The organism is Chryseobacterium sp. Marseille-Q3244, assembly GCF_940807095.1.
In the GTDB taxonomy this organism is placed as follows: domain Bacteria; phylum Bacteroidota; class Bacteroidia; order Flavobacteriales; family Weeksellaceae; genus Chryseobacterium.
The window spans coordinates 1-15,844 of the sequence record NZ_CALNWX010000004.1 but is presented as its reverse complement, the minus strand read 5'-3'; the positions used below and the strand labels follow the sequence as shown (position 1 = coordinate 15,844).

General features: G+C 36.0%; 17 protein-coding genes. 11 read left to right on the top strand and 6 right to left on the bottom strand.

Going from position 1 to position 15,844, the window contains the following annotated elements; genetic code table 11:
* Positions 1-8: 8 nt before the first annotated feature.
* From NBX25_RS08215 to NBX25_RS08170, 10 genes are all read left to right on the top strand, one after another.
* On the top strand, positions 9-2,258 hold the full coding sequence (locus tag NBX25_RS08215; RefSeq protein ID WP_002978665.1) for a nitric-oxide reductase large subunit: 2,250 nt from the start codon (positions 9-11) through the stop codon (positions 2,256-2,258).
* Positions 2,259-2,347: 89 nt separating this feature from the next.
* Positions 2,348-2,800: a hemerythrin domain-containing protein gene (locus tag NBX25_RS08210; RefSeq protein WP_002978666.1), complete on the top strand. Its 453-nt coding sequence runs from the start codon at positions 2,348-2,350 to the stop codon at positions 2,798-2,800.
* Between the two features lie 24 nt (positions 2,801-2,824).
* On the top strand, positions 2,825-3,193 hold the full coding sequence (locus NBX25_RS08205) for a DUF488 domain-containing protein (protein ID WP_002978667.1): 369 nt from the start codon (positions 2,825-2,827) through the stop codon (positions 3,191-3,193).
* Between the two features lie 51 nt (positions 3,194-3,244).
* Positions 3,245-3,457 carry a hypothetical protein gene (locus tag NBX25_RS08200; protein ID WP_002978668.1) on the top strand — a complete coding sequence of 71 codons (213 nt, stop codon included), beginning with the start codon at positions 3,245-3,247 and terminating at the stop codon, positions 3,455-3,457.
* Positions 3,458-3,613: 156 nt separating this feature from the next.
* The gene (gene modA / locus NBX25_RS08195) at positions 3,614-4,345 is read left to right on the top strand and encodes a molybdate ABC transporter substrate-binding protein (RefSeq protein WP_228464178.1); all 732 of its coding nucleotides are present in this window, start codon (positions 3,614-3,616) and stop codon (positions 4,343-4,345) included.
* Between the two features lie 18 nt (positions 4,346-4,363).
* Positions 4,364-5,047, top strand: coding sequence for a molybdate ABC transporter permease subunit (gene modB / locus NBX25_RS08190; RefSeq protein ID WP_002978670.1), 684 nt, complete (start codon positions 4,364-4,366; stop codon positions 5,045-5,047).
* Positions 5,044-5,667 (top strand): ATP-binding cassette domain-containing protein, encoded by a 624-nt coding sequence (locus NBX25_RS08185; RefSeq protein WP_002978671.1) that lies wholly within the window; start codon positions 5,044-5,046, stop codon positions 5,665-5,667. Before modB ends, NBX25_RS08185 begins: the two co-directional genes overlap by 4 nt.
* A 169-nt stretch (positions 5,668-5,836) precedes the next feature.
* Entirely contained in the window at positions 5,837-6,103 is a 267-nt protein-coding gene (locus NBX25_RS08180) for a hypothetical protein (protein ID WP_047096971.1), read from the top strand.
* Between the two features lie 87 nt (positions 6,104-6,190).
* Positions 6,191-7,312, top strand: coding sequence for a hypothetical protein (locus NBX25_RS08175; protein WP_041461449.1), 1,122 nt, complete (start codon positions 6,191-6,193; stop codon positions 7,310-7,312).
* 260 nt (positions 7,313-7,572) lie between these two features.
* Complete coding sequence (locus tag NBX25_RS08170) at positions 7,573-9,375, top strand: hypothetical protein (protein WP_002978674.1); 1,803 nt, start codon at positions 7,573-7,575, stop codon at positions 9,373-9,375.
* A 9-nt stretch (positions 9,376-9,384) separates the two neighbouring features.
* On the opposite strand, the gene NBX25_RS08165 is transcribed toward NBX25_RS08170, so the two are convergent.
* The 5 genes from NBX25_RS08165 to NBX25_RS08145 form a co-directional block, all read right to left on the bottom strand.
* A complete protein-coding gene (locus tag NBX25_RS08165; protein WP_002978675.1) occupies positions 9,385-9,822 on the bottom strand; it encodes an RrF2 family transcriptional regulator in 438 nt (145 codons plus the stop codon).
* 298 nt (positions 9,823-10,120) lie between these two features.
* A complete protein-coding gene (locus NBX25_RS08160) occupies positions 10,121-11,407 on the bottom strand; it encodes an alginate export family protein (protein WP_002978676.1) in 1,287 nt (428 codons plus the stop codon).
* A 7-nt stretch (positions 11,408-11,414) separates the two neighbouring features.
* Complete coding sequence (locus NBX25_RS08155) at positions 11,415-11,879, bottom strand: hypothetical protein (RefSeq protein ID WP_002978677.1); 465 nt, start codon at positions 11,877-11,879, stop codon at positions 11,415-11,417.
* A gap of 39 nt (positions 11,880-11,918) precedes the next feature.
* On the bottom strand, positions 11,919-13,250 hold the full coding sequence (locus NBX25_RS08150) for an MFS transporter (protein ID WP_002978678.1): 1,332 nt from the start codon (positions 13,248-13,250) through the stop codon (positions 11,919-11,921).
* 29 nt (positions 13,251-13,279) lie between these two features.
* Entirely contained in the window at positions 13,280-14,767 is a 1,488-nt protein-coding gene (locus NBX25_RS08145; RefSeq protein WP_047096974.1) for an MFS transporter, read from the bottom strand.
* Positions 14,768-14,948: 181 nt separating this feature from the next.
* Between NBX25_RS08145 and NBX25_RS08140 the strand changes: the two genes are divergently transcribed.
* The gene (locus NBX25_RS08140) at positions 14,949-15,632 is read left to right on the top strand and encodes an SMODS-associated NUDIX domain-containing protein (protein WP_002978680.1); all 684 of its coding nucleotides are present in this window, start codon (positions 14,949-14,951) and stop codon (positions 15,630-15,632) included.
* 74 nt (positions 15,633-15,706) lie between these two features.
* On the opposite strand, the gene NBX25_RS08135 is transcribed toward NBX25_RS08140, so the two are convergent.
* Entirely contained in the window at positions 15,707-15,841 is a 135-nt protein-coding gene (locus NBX25_RS08135; protein ID WP_284346220.1) for an MBL fold metallo-hydrolase, read from the bottom strand.
* Positions 15,842-15,844 lie beyond the last annotated feature (3 nt).

Here is a 15,844-nt window from a genome sequence, read left to right as displayed (position 1 = left end):
AAAAATATATGACACCTAAAAAGTTATGGACGTGGCTTGCAGCCGTTATTATTGGTTCCTTTGCTGTCCTCATTTTCTTCGGCGTGGAGATTTACAGGAAAATTCCGCCCGTTCCCGATAATGTGGTGACCACCGATGGTAAAGTGATAGCTACCGGACAAGACATCAAAGACGGTCAGAATGTTTGGCAATCTATCGGCGGGCAGACTGTCGGTAGTATTTGGGGACACGGAGCCTATATTGCACCCGATTGGAGTGCCGATTATCTCCATCGTGAATCTTTGCTTCTTCTGGAAGAACTGGCTAAAAAAGAGGGGAAAGTCTATAAAGATTTACCGGATGACGAGCAGGCAAAATATCAGGTATTACTGAAAAAAGAACTTCGTAAAAATACCTTAGACGAAGCCACCAATACAATTGTGATTTCTCCTGAAAGAGCAAAAGTACAGGCAGAACTGGCAGATTATTACGCTAAAATATTTATGAATGCTCCGGAAATGGCAAAACTGAGAGATCAGTACGCCATCCCGAAAAATACGGTAAAAACTCCGGAAAGAATGGCAAAAATGAATGCCTTTTTCTCTTGGGCAGCCTGGGTTTGCATCACGGATCGTCCTGGTGACGATGTAACGTACACCAACAACTGGCCACACGATGAACTGATTGGCAATGTACCACCGCCATCGTTACACCTTTGGTCCGGTTTCAGTGTGCTGATGTTGCTGGGTTGTGTAGGTCTGCTGGTATTTTACCACGCCCGAAACAAGGAGGAAGAAATCAATTCAAGCGAGATGCTGCCTTTGGAAGATCCGCTCAGAAATATGAAACCAACACCTTCTATGAGAGCAACGCTGAAATATATTTGGGTAGTGGCATTACTGATTTTGGTTCAGATGCTTGCAGGCGTTATTACTGCCCATTACGGAGTAGAAGGCAGTGCTTTTTACGGTATTCCGTTGGATGAGGTTCTTCCGCAATCCATTTCCAGAAGCTGGCACGTTCAGTTGGCGATTTTCTGGATTGCAACTTCCTGGCTCGCTACTGGTTTATATATTGCTCCTGCCGTTTCGGGTTACGAACCGAAATATCAGGTTTTAGGTGTCAATGTATTGTTCGGAGCGTTGCTGATTGTGGTTTTCGGTTCTTTGGCGGGACAATGGCTTGGCGTGATGCAGAAATTAGGTTATGTAGATAATTTCCTTTGGGGACATTCCGGTTACGAATATGTAGAACTGGGTAGAATTTGGCAGATCTTATTGTTAGTAGGATTAATTCTTTGGTTAATTCTTATGGTAAGAGCACTTTTACCCGCATTGAAAAAGAAAGATGGTGACAGACATTTACTATTATTGTTCACACTTTCCGCAGTAGCAATTGCCCTATTCTATGGAGCCGGATTGATGTACGGAAGACAAACCCATATGGCCATTGCAGAATACTGGAGATGGTGGGTGGTTCACCTTTGGGTAGAAGGATTCTTCGAAGTTTTTGCAACCGTTGTAGCAGCCTTTTTATTTACAAGATTGGGATTATTAAGATTAAAGGCAGCAACTCATGCTGTATTATTTTCAACCATTATTTTCCTAGCGGGAGGTATTTTGGGAACGTTCCACCACTTGTATTTCAGTGCGACGCCAACAGCAGTTTTGGCTTTGGGAGCTACATTCAGCGCACTTGAAATTGTTCCTTTGGTTTTAATTGGGTTTGAAGCTTATCAAAATTATCAGATCAGTAAATCTACCAAATGGATCAAAGCATACAAATGGCCAATCTACTGTTTCATCGCCATGTGTTTTTGGAATTTCCTTGGTGCAGGTATTTTCGGGTTTGCCATCAATCCACCGATTGCATTGTACTATATTCAAGGACTCAATACAACCGCAGTTCACGGCCACGCCGCACTGTTCGGAGTGTATGGAATCTTGGGAATTGGTTTGATGATGTTTATGTTGAGAGGATTATATCCTGACAGAGAATGGAATGATAAACTCATCGGCTGGGCATTTTGGCTAACAAATATCGGATTGTTAGTAATGGTAACCATCAGTTTGTTGCCGATAGGAATTATGCAATCCGTAGCCTCTATTAAAGAAGGATATTGGTACGCTCGTTCCGCAGAATTTATGCAGACCGATATGATGCATACTTTACGTTGGCTACGTGTTCCCGGTGACATTTTACTGGCGCTAGGAGAGATGCTGTTGGTAATTTTCATTATCGGACTGAAAACCGGCTGGTCGCTTAAAGAGAAAAGATAAAATATGATTAAAAGCAGGAACCGTCATCTTATTTTGGCGGTTCTTTTTCATTAATTTTAAAGATAAAATATCAATAAAAATTCAATCCTATGAAAAGAAACGAAAATCTCGTACCCTTATCCCGAGACCATCATTTTGGTTTGCTTTGTTGCTGGAAAATCCGCCAGGGCATCAAAAAAGAGGTTTCTTACGAACGCATCAAGAATTACATTAATTATTATTGGGAAAAGAATCTTCATAACCATTTCAAGACTGAAGATGATGTGCTTCCAGAATTGTCGAACGAGGGTTTACAGAACCAAATGGAGAAAGAACATCGCGAAATTAGCTGTTTAATTGGAAGTATCAATCAATCAAATAACCAACAGTTGCTATCAGATTTTGCTGATGCTTTATACAAATATATCCGTTTTGAGGAAAGAAGTGTTTTTCCTTATCTTGAAGAACATCTTTCCGATGAACAGATGGATACAATAGGTTTAGAATTAAACCAACATCATCACAAAGAAGATGATGATTATGAGGATGAATTTTGGAAATGATTATCAATTTTAAAAAATAAATCAATGGAAATCGTATTAAAAAGAGTGTACGAAGATGCTTCTCCCGAAGATGGTTACCGTGTTTTGGTAGATCGGATTTGGCCAAGAGGAATCTCAAAAGAAAAAGCCGCTTTGGATGAATGGGACAAAGATCTTGCACCATCAACAGCGCTTCGGGAGTGGTTTCATCACGATCCTTTGCTTTGGGAAGAGTTTTCCCGGAAATATAAAGAAGAACTTTTGGAGCAAAATCCCGGAAAACCTTTCCTGGAAAAAAATGGGCAACAGGAAAAAATAACGCTGGTTTATGCAGCAAGGGATGAAAAACATTGTCATCCTTTGGTTTTGAAAGACTATCTGGAACAATTGCTCAACAACAAATCAAAAAAATAACTTTGATATTAAATTAAAAACTTTGATATTAAATTAAAAACTTTAACTGAAATGAATCATACTTTAGGAGAATATCTTTATCTGGCAATGGGAGAGTGCAACGGGCACAAAGTGGTAATGGGAATTGGATACACCTACGAATATGCCGACAAAAAAGCAAAACAGTTCGAAGAAGCAAGCCAAGGAAAAGTAAAATATATTGATGTTTCAGTCGTAAAATCTGGTGACAAAGAAAAATGCAAGACTTTAGAAAGACAAGTTTAAATCTTCATTTTTCGATCATTTGTTTTTGGATTTTCAATCGATAATCATACCTTTGAAAAGGATAAGAAAGTCTTATTTTGAATCTTTCTTTTCGCATAATTTATGAGCAATTGGATATATTTGAAACTGTTAGTCTGTACAATTTTAATGTCAGTTATGATGTTGAATTGTAAAAAAAAAGAACCAAATTCATCTGAAAAATCCACTCAAAATTCTTTCATTTCCGTTGCGGCGGCAGCTAATCTTAGGGACGTTTTAGAAGATTTAAAACAAATTTACATCAAAGAAAATCCTGATAAAAAAGTAGAAATTACTTTTGGTTCTTCTGGTTTGCTGGTTCAGCAGATCTTAAATGGTGCACCTTTCGATTTGTTTTTATCTGCCGATACTCAATTTCCGGAAAAATTAAAAAGTGCTGGGAAAAATTATGGAAATCCTAAAATTTACGCTTATGGAAAGGTCGTTTTGTGGAGCTTCAAAAAGGACGTTTCTAAAGGTTTGGATTTGTTGCAAAATCCTGAAATAAATAAAATTGCCATCGCAAATCCTGAGCTCGCTCCATATGGAAAAAATACAGTCGAAGCTTTAAAAAAATCAGGATTATATTCCAAAATTGAAAACAAAATCGTTTGGGCAGAAAACATCAGTCAAGTCGCACAATTTGCGTCGACAGGAAACGCAGATGTAGGTTTCATCGCACTTTCCAATGCTAAAAATAAAGAAATGATGAGGCGAGGAAATTTCTATGAATTATCTGAAAAAGAATGCGCGCCGATTGCCCAAAGCGGAATCGTTTTGAAAGGCAAAAGCCAAACTGAATCTCAAGATTTTTTTGATTTCATCAATTCGGAAAAAGCAAATGAAATTTGGAAACGTTACGGTTATTAAACCAAAATTTCAAAATAAATGCTTGACCAAGACTTCATTTACACCTTGCTCCTCACTGGGAAATTAGCGCTAATTACCACGGTAATCCTCATTCTCATTGGAATTCCGGTTGCGTATTGGCTTTCCTATTCTCGGTTTAAACTGAAATTCATTGCAGAAACTTTAATTTCAATGCCGATGGTTTTGCCACCAACAGTGATGGGATATTATCTTTTGGTCGCCTTCAGTCCGGAAAATGCTTTCGGGAATTTTCTTCAAAAATATTGTGATGTTCGGCTCGCTTTTTCGTTCCAGGGAATTGTGATTGCAAGTATCATTGCCAATCTTCCGTTTATGATTCAGCCATTGCAGAACGGGTTTTCGGCTTTGAATGATGATTTGCGACAAGCTTCCTACACAATGGGAAAATCGAAAATAGTTACTTTGTTCAAAGTCCTTATTCCAAATATAAAAAAATCTGTTATCACTGGAATTGCGCTCACTTTTGCCCACTGTATCGGCGAATTTGGCATCGTGATTATGGTTGGCGGAAATATTCCCAAAGAAACCAGGATCGCTTCAGTTGCGATTTACGACCAGGTTCAGGCGCTCAATTTTGAGGCTGCTAACCGTTATGCATTCGTGCTTTTCATCCTTTCCTTTCTTATTTTATTGTTGATTTACAGCATTAACCGAAAAACTAATTTTACCACATTCCGATGATTGAAATTCAGATAAGACATCAAATTTTTACTTCGTCAGGAAATAAATTTCTTGAGGTGAATGAGCGGATTTCAGAAGGAAGTTTTGTGCACGTTTCAGGCGATTCCGGGATTGGAAAAACCACTTTTTTCAAAATACTTTCGGGATTGATTGATCCGGATTTTGGTTTCATTAAATTAAATGATAAAATCTTGCTGGATACTGCCAATAAAATATTTCTACCACCTCAAAAACGAAATATTTCACTGATGTTTCAGAATTACGCCTTGTTCCCAAATATGAATGTGAAACAAAATATCGCTTTCGCACAAACGGAAAAAGACGAAAATATCGTTGATGAATTATTAGAAAATTTTGCCCTCAAAACCTTCGAGAATACATCGCCTTCTAAACTTTCTGGCGGACAACAGCAAAGGGTTGCATTGGCAAGAACTTTAGCCCAAAATGCTGAAATTGTTTTGCTCGATGAACCATTTTCTGCAGTAGATATTGCGATGCGAAAAGTGATGTTAAATGAATTATTGGAGTTTAATAAAAACAATAATTCCACATTATTTGTCATCAGTCATAGTGAAGAGGAATTTGAAAGTTTTTCAACATACAATTTGAATATCATTTAATTAAAATCATAATTTTCAGCTTTAGATTCCATTAAAAATCCAAGGATTTTAACAAAATTAATTGTTAAAAATTAAAATAAGACAAAAATGTCTTATTTTTGATTTCTATCACATCTTTATTTTTATTCAGTATAATAAAAACTATTTCTTTGTAAAAAAATTTATACTTATGAAAGTAAAATCACTTGTAGCTCTTGTATTGGGCTTATTCATTTTTAGTTCTTGTAACAGTAGTGATGATAGAGAAGAAGACATTGCATCAGCAGGAGAAATCAAAACGCATCAGGTTTTAGATGCCAGATCTTATACCAATTGGGTTTATTTTTCATTTTCAAAAAATGAAATTGTAACCGTTACCGATGTTCAAGCTGACAAAAATTGGGACATTATCGCTTACGAATTGGAAAATGGAGAAATTATTTATATCCCTGAGTAATTAATGAAGAATTTTAGTATTTGGTTAAAACTTTGCGTTTTCAATTTCTTTGTTGTGTCGGTTGTCGGCGTGATGATGAGGTACAATATGGCTTTTTCTTTACCAGGATTAACGCACAAATTTACGCAGGAAGCGCACTCGCATTTTGCTTTTTATGGCTGGGTTTCAGCAAGTATTTATCTTTTTGTTACGAAATATTTGAGTGAAATTTCCGAAAAAATAAACTTCAAAAAATACCAATTTTTAATGATTGCTAACCAAATCGGTTCGTATGGAATGTTGTTCACTTTTCTTTATGGAGGCTATTTTTGGTTGTCAATCATATTTGCGTCAATTGCTTTGTTTACGGGATTTGCGTATTTTATATTTTTATTAATTGATACAAAATCAAATAGAAATCCTGAAATAATCTGGTTAAAATCAGGTGCTTTTTTTACCACAATTTCTGCAATTGGAATTTTTGGGTTGGCTTATTTTTCTTCCCGAAAAGATGAATTTGAAGTGCTTTTTAGAGCCTCAACTTATTTTTATCTGCATTATCAGTACAATGGATTTTTTCTGTTTTCGTGTGTCGGTTTGCTTATGATTTCATTAAAAAAGTACGGCATTCAAATCTCAGAAAACTTGAATAAAACTATATTTTTCCTTTTATTCATCGGTTGTTTTTTCGGTTACGGACTTTCAATTTTATGGACAGAAATTCCTGATTTGTTGTATGGATTTTTTACCATAGTTTCACTCATTCAACTTTTAGGAGCGTGGAAACTTTGGAGTTTTGTTTGGAAAAATCGATCGAAATTCTCAGAAAATCATTTCATTCAAAAATTATTATTGGCAGTTGTCGGATTTTCTTTTTTAATGAAGTTTATCTTGCAAATTGCTTCTGCTATCCCGTCTTTAGGCATTTATGCATTCAACAGCATCAATATTGTCATTGCGTATTTGCATTTGGTTTTACTATTGGGAATTAGTCTTTTTCTAATATGGAAAATAGTAGATTTGGACTATTTTAAATTTGATAAAACAGTGAATTGTGGTATTTTATTAATGGTTTTCGGTATTGTTTTAAATGAAATCATCTTGTCATTCGCAGCTATTTTTTCCATCTTTTATATTCCGTTTTTGAGTGCAAAATATTGGTTGCTATTTGCCTCAGTTATCATTATGATTTCAATCGGTTCTTTTATCAAATCTTTAAAAGTAGACTAACTTTTTGGTAATTTCATAATCTTTTGATTCTCATTGATGTTATCGTCAATTTTCTCATATTATTTTTATTGAATTATCGATGGTTTTGATGGTGAAATTAGTATGATATAAATCCTTTTTTTCGTGCTTAAAAAATGTTGCTATTCTTGACATAACAACCTCTGAAAATCTTAAATTTGTTAGGACTTTCAGCACGGTTATTTTCTCTTGTAACTACTATGAAATCTCGGAACTCAAACAATTAATTCAATTTATAAATAATGAACAAAAAACCTGCACACAACTTTTATATTCCTGTGATGGGACTCGCTTACACAATCGATAGTCCAATCCGTGTTGCTCAATTTGGGATTTCATCTGTAGTTTCAATTATAGATGACGAAATTGTTGAGAGAATGCGAGATTTTTACAGTAAAAAATTCAATTTCGATTTTAAAGAAATTTCAATTAAATCTGAAGACCACAGAGCGGAGAGAATCACGGCTTATCTGGATATGATGGATGAAATTGTGACCAAAAAATTTAAAGATTTCAAACATGAAATTTCAAAAAATACAGAAAGTCTCAAACAGTTTATCGGAATGTTGCCAAGTACTTCTGGCTTGAGAGATGGTTTGCAAAATATCCTCAACAAAAAAGATAATCTGGCGGAAAGCATCAAAAATTTCGTTGATAATCATTTAAATCCAGGTGAAATAGATGTGAATATTATGACGAAAGTAGACAAGGATAATTTTGTGAAAAATGTTCAGCTTTCGACTATTTATAATGATGCACACTCTTCTTTGCGAGGTTTTGCCAATAGCAAATTGTCGTCATCCGTCATTTTTTCTGCCGGAATGAATCCAAGATTGTATAGTTATCTGGAAGAGTTTGAAGATTTTTTTCCTAATGAAAATGGCGAATTGAAAAAGAAAATCATTCTTAAAGTCAGCGATTTTCGCTCTGCGATGATTCAGGGGAATTTTCTTGCGAAAAAAGGACTTTGGGTTTCAGAATACAGAATTGAATCTGGACTAAACTGCGGTGGACACGCCTTCGCAACCGACGGACTTCTTATGGGGCCAATTATGGAAGAATTCAAACAAAAGAAAAACGAGCTTCAAGCTTCGGCTTTTGCTCTCTGGAAATCAGCCTTGGAGCAGAAAGGGAAAATGACAACTTCCGAACCTTTGGAAACCGGAATTTCTGTGCAAGGTGGTGTTGGAACTTCTGAAGAACACGAGTTTCTTTTGACCACATATAATGCGGACAGTGTGGGTTGGGGTTCGCCATTTTTGCTGGTTCCAGAGGCAACTTCTGTGGATCAGGAGACCAGGAACCTTTTGATAAATGCAAAAGAAGAAGATTATTACCTGAGCAATATGTCGCCATTGGGAGTTCCGTTTAACACAATCAGAGGCACGAGCAATGATGAAATCAAGGATATGAATATTTCAAATCAAAAATTTGGGAGTTCTTGTCCAAAGAAATTTTTGGCGCTCAGCAAAGAATTTACACCTAAAGGAACTTGTACGGCTTCCAAAAAATATCAGGATATAAAACTGAGTGAATTGAAAACTAACAGGTTAAAATTGACTGATAAACAATACGAGAAACAGAAGCAAAACATTACAGAAAAATCTTGTCTTTGTGTTGGACTTGCAAATTCTGCATATTTGGAGTTAGATATCCTGGTAAAAGGGGAGAAGCAAGTTGTTGTTATTTGTCCGGGACCGAATCTTAGTTTTTTTGATAAAGAGGTTTCACTTTCGAAAATGGTTCGTCATATTTATGGTTATGAGAATGTTTTATCAGATGATCGACGTCCTCATTTATTCATCAATGAATTGAAACTATATGTCGATTATTTTAAGAATGAAATTCTGGAATTCTCTGAAGAAATCACCAAATCTCAGGTGAAAAAGTGGGAGATTTTCAAAGGAAATTTGCTGAAAGGAATTGCTTATTACGAAGAACTTTTTGCCGAAACCAATTATTTCAAACCAAAATTAGATTCTATTTTTTCTGACTTAAAATCTTTCAAACTGAAATTGAATCAAATCAAAATTCCTCAATTATAATAACTGAATTCATAAATCACTTGGCACACCCATCATCTGCATCACGCTTCCAAGATCTTTTAAATCTTTGATTTTGTACTTGAACATAATCAGTACCTTTTCTTTTACAGCAACCGCAAGATGGTGGATAGGGCAAGGGTTATCTCCATTACACTGTTTAAGTCCTAAGAGGCAGGAAGTAAGAACTTCTTTTCCCTCGAAATTTTCATAAATATCTTTGATTGTCAGGTTTTCAAATTGTTCATCAGTCAGAAAAAAACCGCCCCCTTTTCCTTTTCCTGAAGAAATCAATTGTTTTTTGGTCAGCTGCTGCAAAATTTTTGAAGTAAAATAAGTGGGCGTTCCTATTTGTTCTGAAATATCAATAATTCCTATCTTTTTCCTCTCGGTTGCAAGAACTATACAGGCTTTAATTGCGTATTGACAAGTATTGGAAAATATCAACATTGATTTTAATTAATAATTTAATCTAGACCCTCGGATTTATTACTCTGAACAGAATAGAATGTAAAAATACAAAATCTTTATCTATGATTTTCCTGTTTGTTAGATGTGAGTAAAGTTTTAAATCAATTGAACGAATCTTCAGCATGTTTAACATTATTTTAATTCCGCATATAATTTCGATGTTAAGAATGTGATGGTAAATTTATATACGGATCTTAAATCGATACACTAGATAACAAAAAAATCCACCAAAACTTTTGGTCGATTTTTTTGTTGAAAGAAAGGAATGTAATAAAGGTTATTTCAGCCTGAAATTCGGTGCAATCTTCAAACCGATCCAAGTCCAGGTTTGTAAGTTTTTTGGTTCCGGAACATTTTTAAGAAACTTCATACTTTCTCCTGAAAACATAAACGAATGTCCTAGATTAGCTGTGATGACTTTCCCAACTTTTTGCGTGAAAACCAAATCTAATTCGGTTCCTAAATAATTGGAATATTTTTCTCCCAAATTATTTAAGCCCAATTTTCCATTGGATGTAAATGCGTGAAAATCGGCTTGAAGATTAGAATTTGAGTTAAATTTATAAGTAGATTTCAGATAATAATCGTTCAAGCCAAAACTGTTGAAATGATTTGTCCCGAAATAAAAATAATCCATAAAACCATTATAAAGATGATTAGTTCCGTACAGAGGACTGAAAGATCTATTCTTGCCGGCTTCCGTATCAAAACTTCTTCCGGAAAGCCATTCTGTTCCCAAAACCACGTTAAATTTCGGTATGATGATGAAGTCTGAATTTACAGAAAATTGATAAGCAGATTTACTTTGAGCGGCTGTATTTTTTCCGGTTTGATAATAAGCAGAACCAAAAAAACCGAAATTTTCAAAATATTTTTTTGAGTTAATTCCTACGGTCAACATATCGTAATGTGTACCAGACGGGTTTTGTAAAACCTGGTTCAAAGCGATTGCGGAGAACTGTAACTTGTTTTTTCCTGTGTATTGGTAATGGATGATTTGTAGAGATTTTGTGATTTCTCCGGCTTCTGTAATATTATAAACTTCTTTGTCGGGAAGGTCATTCGCGTCATTGTCGTCATTATTGTAAGTAATAACGGTTTCTAATTTTGAACTCGGAGTTAATTTGAAAATACCTTTTAAAGCATCAAAACTTCGTCCCTGCATTGCCCAATCCAATGCCCCAATTAATCGTTCGTTGTCGTAAGAAAGAATTTGCCGTCCCAATTTTAAGGCAAATCGTTCTGAAAATTGATAATTGGCCCAAGCCTCATTCAGAATAAAATTCTGATTTTTACTTGCAGTAGAAGAGGATTCACCCCAAGTTCTTACGTCTTGTGCAGAAATGTAAACTTCCAGATTTTTATAGTAATAATTAATTCCGAAACGAGCTCTTGATACAACCGTCGTTTCTGCTGATTTTCCTTTTGGGATTAGCGTTCTTGCTCCGTTATCCAGTTCGGCTCTTGTTCTGAGGTCAATGTTCATTTTCAGGCTGTCGACTTGTGCATTTGTGATTCCAAAAGCAAAGACCAGAAAGCTGATGGCGATTTTAGTTTTATACATCTTCTTATTATTCGGTGGTTATTTTATAGGTTTTATGACAAGCAACACAGTTGTTGAGCAATTGATTGAGCTTTTCCTGAGTTAGTTGGCGGTCGTATTTCTTTTTTGCCATTTTTGCCATCACATCAAAAAGTTCGTGAGTTTGAAAGCCCATTTGTTTAAATTCAAACGGTAAAGATTTTACAAGACCTTGTGGCACCGCATCCACTTTGCAGGTTCCGGATTGTTGTCCGACTTTTGCAATGATTTCAGGATCATTTTTAGCAATTCCTTCGTTGATCTTTTGGACGCTTTCCAGAAAACCTCTCATTTCTGCCATAACAAACTCCCGGTTTTCTTTTGCCATTTTGATTTCATATCTTCCCTCTTTTTCAGCAATTACCTTTTCACCCTTGTAAAAAAATTGATAGATCAATCCCGCATTCAGAGCGATAGATATCAACAGTAAAACTGAAGTTATTTTCTTTTGCATTACAATTTTTTAAATTAATAAACGAGCTTAAAGGAAATACTAGCAAGGTCTTTCACATCCTTTTTTTGTATAGAAATGCCAGTTGACGGCGGTTGCACAAACACATCCTACCACCAAAAACCAAAAGAATAATCTGGAATCTCCAGTCAATGCTCTGGATTGTGTGATCAAAATATTAAATACGAAAGGACCAAATGCAGCCACTGCTGCTGTCCAGCCGATAACACCTGCTGCTTTTCTCGGTGATTCTGAAAAAATAACTGGAAACTGTTTGAAAGTCGCTGCATTACCTATACCTGTGAAGAAAAATATGGCTAATACTATGAGAAGAAATCCCTGAAATTGATCCGGTGAAGTTGGGGTCAGGTAACCGCCAAGAATCAATCTGGAAATTAAAATTATCAATGATATTCCTGTAAAATGGGTCAGATATGCTCCACCGATCTTGTCCGCAACTTTTCCAAAAATAACTCTGGATGCTGAACCGATAAGGGGACCGTAGAAAGCGAACTGCAAAGGGTCAATGCTTTTATCCAAAGGCGTGTAAAGATTTTTTATCATCAGGGGGAAGGCCGCAGAAAATCCTGCAAAAATTCCGAAGGTCATTATGTAGGTCATCGTACAATACAAGGTGTGACGGTCTTTGAAAATATCCAGCTGCTCTTTGAAAGAAGCTTTTACGGGAATACTTTTTAATGAAAACCAAGCCCAAATTCCAACGATCAATAAAGGAATCACATAGATAAATGCAGTATTTTCCAGGTAGATCGTTTTTCCGGTTTCCACGATGATTTCACCGCCGCCTAAAAATGAGAACAGTGTAAGACTCATAATCAAAGGAGAGAGTAGCTGTACCAGACTTACCCCAAAATTACCGACACCTGCCTGGATTCCGAGTGCTGTTCCTACCTCCTTTTTAGGGAAAAATAATGAAGTAGACGGCATGAAGGATGAAAAATCTCCACCTCCAATCCCTAATAAGAATCCTATCAGCATAAAATAAGTGAATGATGTTTGGGGATTCATCACAGCAAATCCTAACATTAAAAGAGGAATTATTTTGATCAGTGAACTGATTGAAATAACTTTTCTTGTTCCGTATATGGGAATTAGAAATGTATTGACGATTCTTAGAATACCACCCGCCAGTCCGGGCATAGCGGCCATCCAGAAGAGCTGGTCATCTGTGAATTGAAAACCGATGTGCGGAAGTTTGATAACGATAACACTGTAAAGAAACCAGGTTGCGAAAGAGAAAGTAAGTGCAGCTGTGGTGATGGCCAAAGTTTTCCAAGCTATCTTTTTCCCACTGCGTTTCCAAAATTCTTCATTTGACGGATCGTAGTCCGTTAACCAATTTGACTCGTTCATATTGTAGTAATTTATTCTTTTAGTTTATTTTAATCTTTGTTGTTGTTGACGTGCTCAATTCTGTCTTTAAGATGCGGTGCAGCATTGTTTGTCATTTTTTTAATAACCTGATTCATCCAGAACAATGAGATAGCGGAAATGAGAAATACGAAAATCCATGAACTGGTCCATAACCCTGAAAAATCTAATAAATATCCAAAAAGGATAGGACCAATAAATCCGCCTAGACCACCAATTAATCCAACCATTCCGCCGACAACACCGACTTCATTCGGAAAATATTCAGGGATATGTTTATAAACTGCTGCTTTACCGATTCCCCACATAATGCCGATGAGAATCACCAAGATTGAGAAAACCCAGATGTGTGCTTCAAATTTGATCAATGTGACACCTTGTGCCAAAAGCTGCTTTTTCTGTACGCGCTCGTTTTGTTTTACTAAAATTTCCTGCCATGAAAAGGATTCGGGTAATACTGAAGTTTGTTGGGGAATCTCTGGTTTTGCACTAATAGCAAATTCGGCATTATCAAGAATGATCTTTTCATTTCCAAAACTTTTTACGATTCCTGTTTTTTTTGCTGTGATGCCTTTTCCGGGAGTTAGAATCTCCATTTTCGGAAGCATCAGAAGTCCGCTTAAAATCAGTGAAGAGTATAAGACCCAGTACATCACTTTTCTAGCACCGAATTTATCTGAAAGATAACCGCCAAAAGCGCGGATAACGCCACTGGGTAAGCTGAAGGCTGATGCCAAAAGTCCTCCTAAAACCAATGAGGTTTTGTAGACACTCACATAGTAAGGCATCAACCACTGAGAGAAAGCGACAAATAAGCCGAATACTAAAAAATAATAAAGACCAAATCGCCAGACTCTCATGTTCGAGAGAGGTTCGAGAAGTTGTTTTGTAGACTTGTTTTGTGCGGTAACTTTCTTATTTTTCACAAAGAGTAGAAAGATGCATCCTATGATGACCAATGTAATTCCATAGAGTATGGGAAGCATTCTCCATCCATTCTCTGGGTCTTCGGCAGATAGATAATTAAGTAGAGTGGGGGCAAAAAATGTGGTTAAGGCAGCGCCTGAATTTCCCATCCCAAATATTCCCAAGGCACGTCCCTGCCATTCTTTTGGATACCAAGCTGATGTAAAGGCAATTCCTACGGCAAAACCTGTCCCAATCATTCCGAATAAGGCACTTAGCAGAAAGTAGATCCAATAGGAATCTGCAAAATAGAGTAGGAACAATGGAACACTGCAAAGAAGTAGTAGGGTTGAAAATACAGGTTTTCCACCGTATTTATCAGTTAAAATTCCCAAGGGTAATCTCATAATGGAGCCCGTAAGAATGGGAATTCCGAGCAGCCAGCCAGTTTCGACGACTGACCAATTGAAAATATTATTATCTACGAGATAAGTTACGAGAACTCCGTTCAATGTCCAGCAAGCAAAACAAATGGTAAAAGCCAGTGTATTTAATACTAGAATTTTGTGAGCGGAAGATAAATTTGCATCCATTGATTGTCTTTTTTTAGATGTTTATTATTTCTTCAGCAAAGATATTATAAATAAGACATTTTTGTCTTATTTTGATTTTTTTTTCTATTTTTGTGTCATAAATCATACTGCTCGTTATCCTACAGGAAGCTGATACAGGATTTTGTTTATTGTGTGTAATGTCTCCATTAAAACTTTAAATATGATGCAAATCGTCGGAATCAAAATCATACTATATGTACATGATCAAAAAAGAAGCACAGAATTCTATACTGCCTTATTTCGAAGGAAGCCTCATATTAATGTTCCGGGGATGACAGAATTTATCCTATCTGATCACTGCAAATTAGGATTGATGCCCAATGATGGTATTGTAAAAATTCTGAAGGATTTTATGCCTCATCCTGATAGGGGAAATGGTATTCCACGCTGTGAGCTATACCTGCGAACAAATGGTGTAACTGCCGAGTATGATAACGCTTTACAGATTGAAGCAAAGCTCATCAGTGTTGTTAAAAGTCAGAACTGGGGAGATGATGTCTGTTCGCCTTGGAGAGAATTTTGTGAAGAATTAATTGCAACAGAAATTTTAAACTGGCGGCCTTTTAGATACATCGACTATAGATTTAAGAAAAAAAGTCAATCACCTATAATTGATTTGGATATGGGAGGTAAAGGTCTTTTTATTTATGAAGTTTTTGATTTAGTAATTAATGATGACCAAATGCCATTACTTAAAGATTTAAAGAATAAAACATCTGAAAATTACATCTGGGTTACGGATGAAGTTATTCAAACACTAGGTGATGAGAGGGGTTCGAAATCTTTTCCACATGAAATTGGACCACATACAAAGTATGCACAAAACTTAAAATGGAGTAAATAAAACATCAACTACCATTTACATAGAAAAACCTTTAAATACTTTTATTTAAAGATTTTTCTATGTAACTCTTTTTTTTAACAATTATTGCCGATACTGCCTTCAAACAATACATCACCGGAGATCATGAATTTCTGATTTTCGTTGTGATAAACAACACTTCCCGGAGAATGTCCAGGATCGTGATAAATTTTAAATTTCTCTCCATCCAGCTC

Bases quoted from the DNA above. Each gene is read 5' to 3' on its own strand.
- NBX25_RS08215 (WP_002978665.1), top strand. From the start codon at position 9: ATGACACCTAAAAAGTTATGGACGTGGCTTGCAGCCGTTATTATTGGT.
- NBX25_RS08210 (WP_002978666.1), top strand. From the start codon at position 2,348: ATGAAAAGAAACGAAAATCTCGTACCCTTATCCCGAGACCATCATTTT.
- NBX25_RS08205 (WP_002978667.1), top strand. From the start codon at position 2,825: ATGGAAATCGTATTAAAAAGAGTGTACGAAGATGCTTCTCCCGAAGAT.
- NBX25_RS08200 (WP_002978668.1), top strand. From the start codon at position 3,245: ATGAATCATACTTTAGGAGAATATCTTTATCTGGCAATGGGAGAGTGC.
- modA (WP_228464178.1), top strand. From the start codon at position 3,614: ATGATGTTGAATTGTAAAAAAAAAGAACCAAATTCATCTGAAAAATCC.
- modB (WP_002978670.1), top strand. From the start codon at position 4,364: ATGCTTGACCAAGACTTCATTTACACCTTGCTCCTCACTGGGAAATTA.
- NBX25_RS08185 (WP_002978671.1), top strand. From the start codon at position 5,044: ATGATTGAAATTCAGATAAGACATCAAATTTTTACTTCGTCAGGAAAT.
- NBX25_RS08180 (WP_047096971.1), top strand. From the start codon at position 5,837: ATGAAAGTAAAATCACTTGTAGCTCTTGTATTGGGCTTATTCATTTTT.
- NBX25_RS08175 (WP_041461449.1), top strand. From the start codon at position 6,191: ATGGCTTTTTCTTTACCAGGATTAACGCACAAATTTACGCAGGAAGCG.
- NBX25_RS08170 (WP_002978674.1), top strand. From the start codon at position 7,573: ATGAACAAAAAACCTGCACACAACTTTTATATTCCTGTGATGGGACTC.
- NBX25_RS08165 (WP_002978675.1), bottom strand. From the start codon at position 9,822: ATGTTGATATTTTCCAATACTTGTCAATACGCAATTAAAGCCTGTATA.
- NBX25_RS08160 (WP_002978676.1), bottom strand. From the start codon at position 11,407: ATGTATAAAACTAAAATCGCCATCAGCTTTCTGGTCTTTGCTTTTGGA.
- NBX25_RS08155 (WP_002978677.1), bottom strand. From the start codon at position 11,879: ATGCAAAAGAAAATAACTTCAGTTTTACTGTTGATATCTATCGCTCTG.
- NBX25_RS08150 (WP_002978678.1), bottom strand. From the start codon at position 13,250: ATGAACGAGTCAAATTGGTTAACGGACTACGATCCGTCAAATGAAGAA.
- NBX25_RS08145 (WP_047096974.1), bottom strand. From the start codon at position 14,767: ATGGATGCAAATTTATCTTCCGCTCACAAAATTCTAGTATTAAATACA.
- NBX25_RS08140 (WP_002978680.1), top strand. From the start codon at position 14,949: ATGATGCAAATCGTCGGAATCAAAATCATACTATATGTACATGATCAA.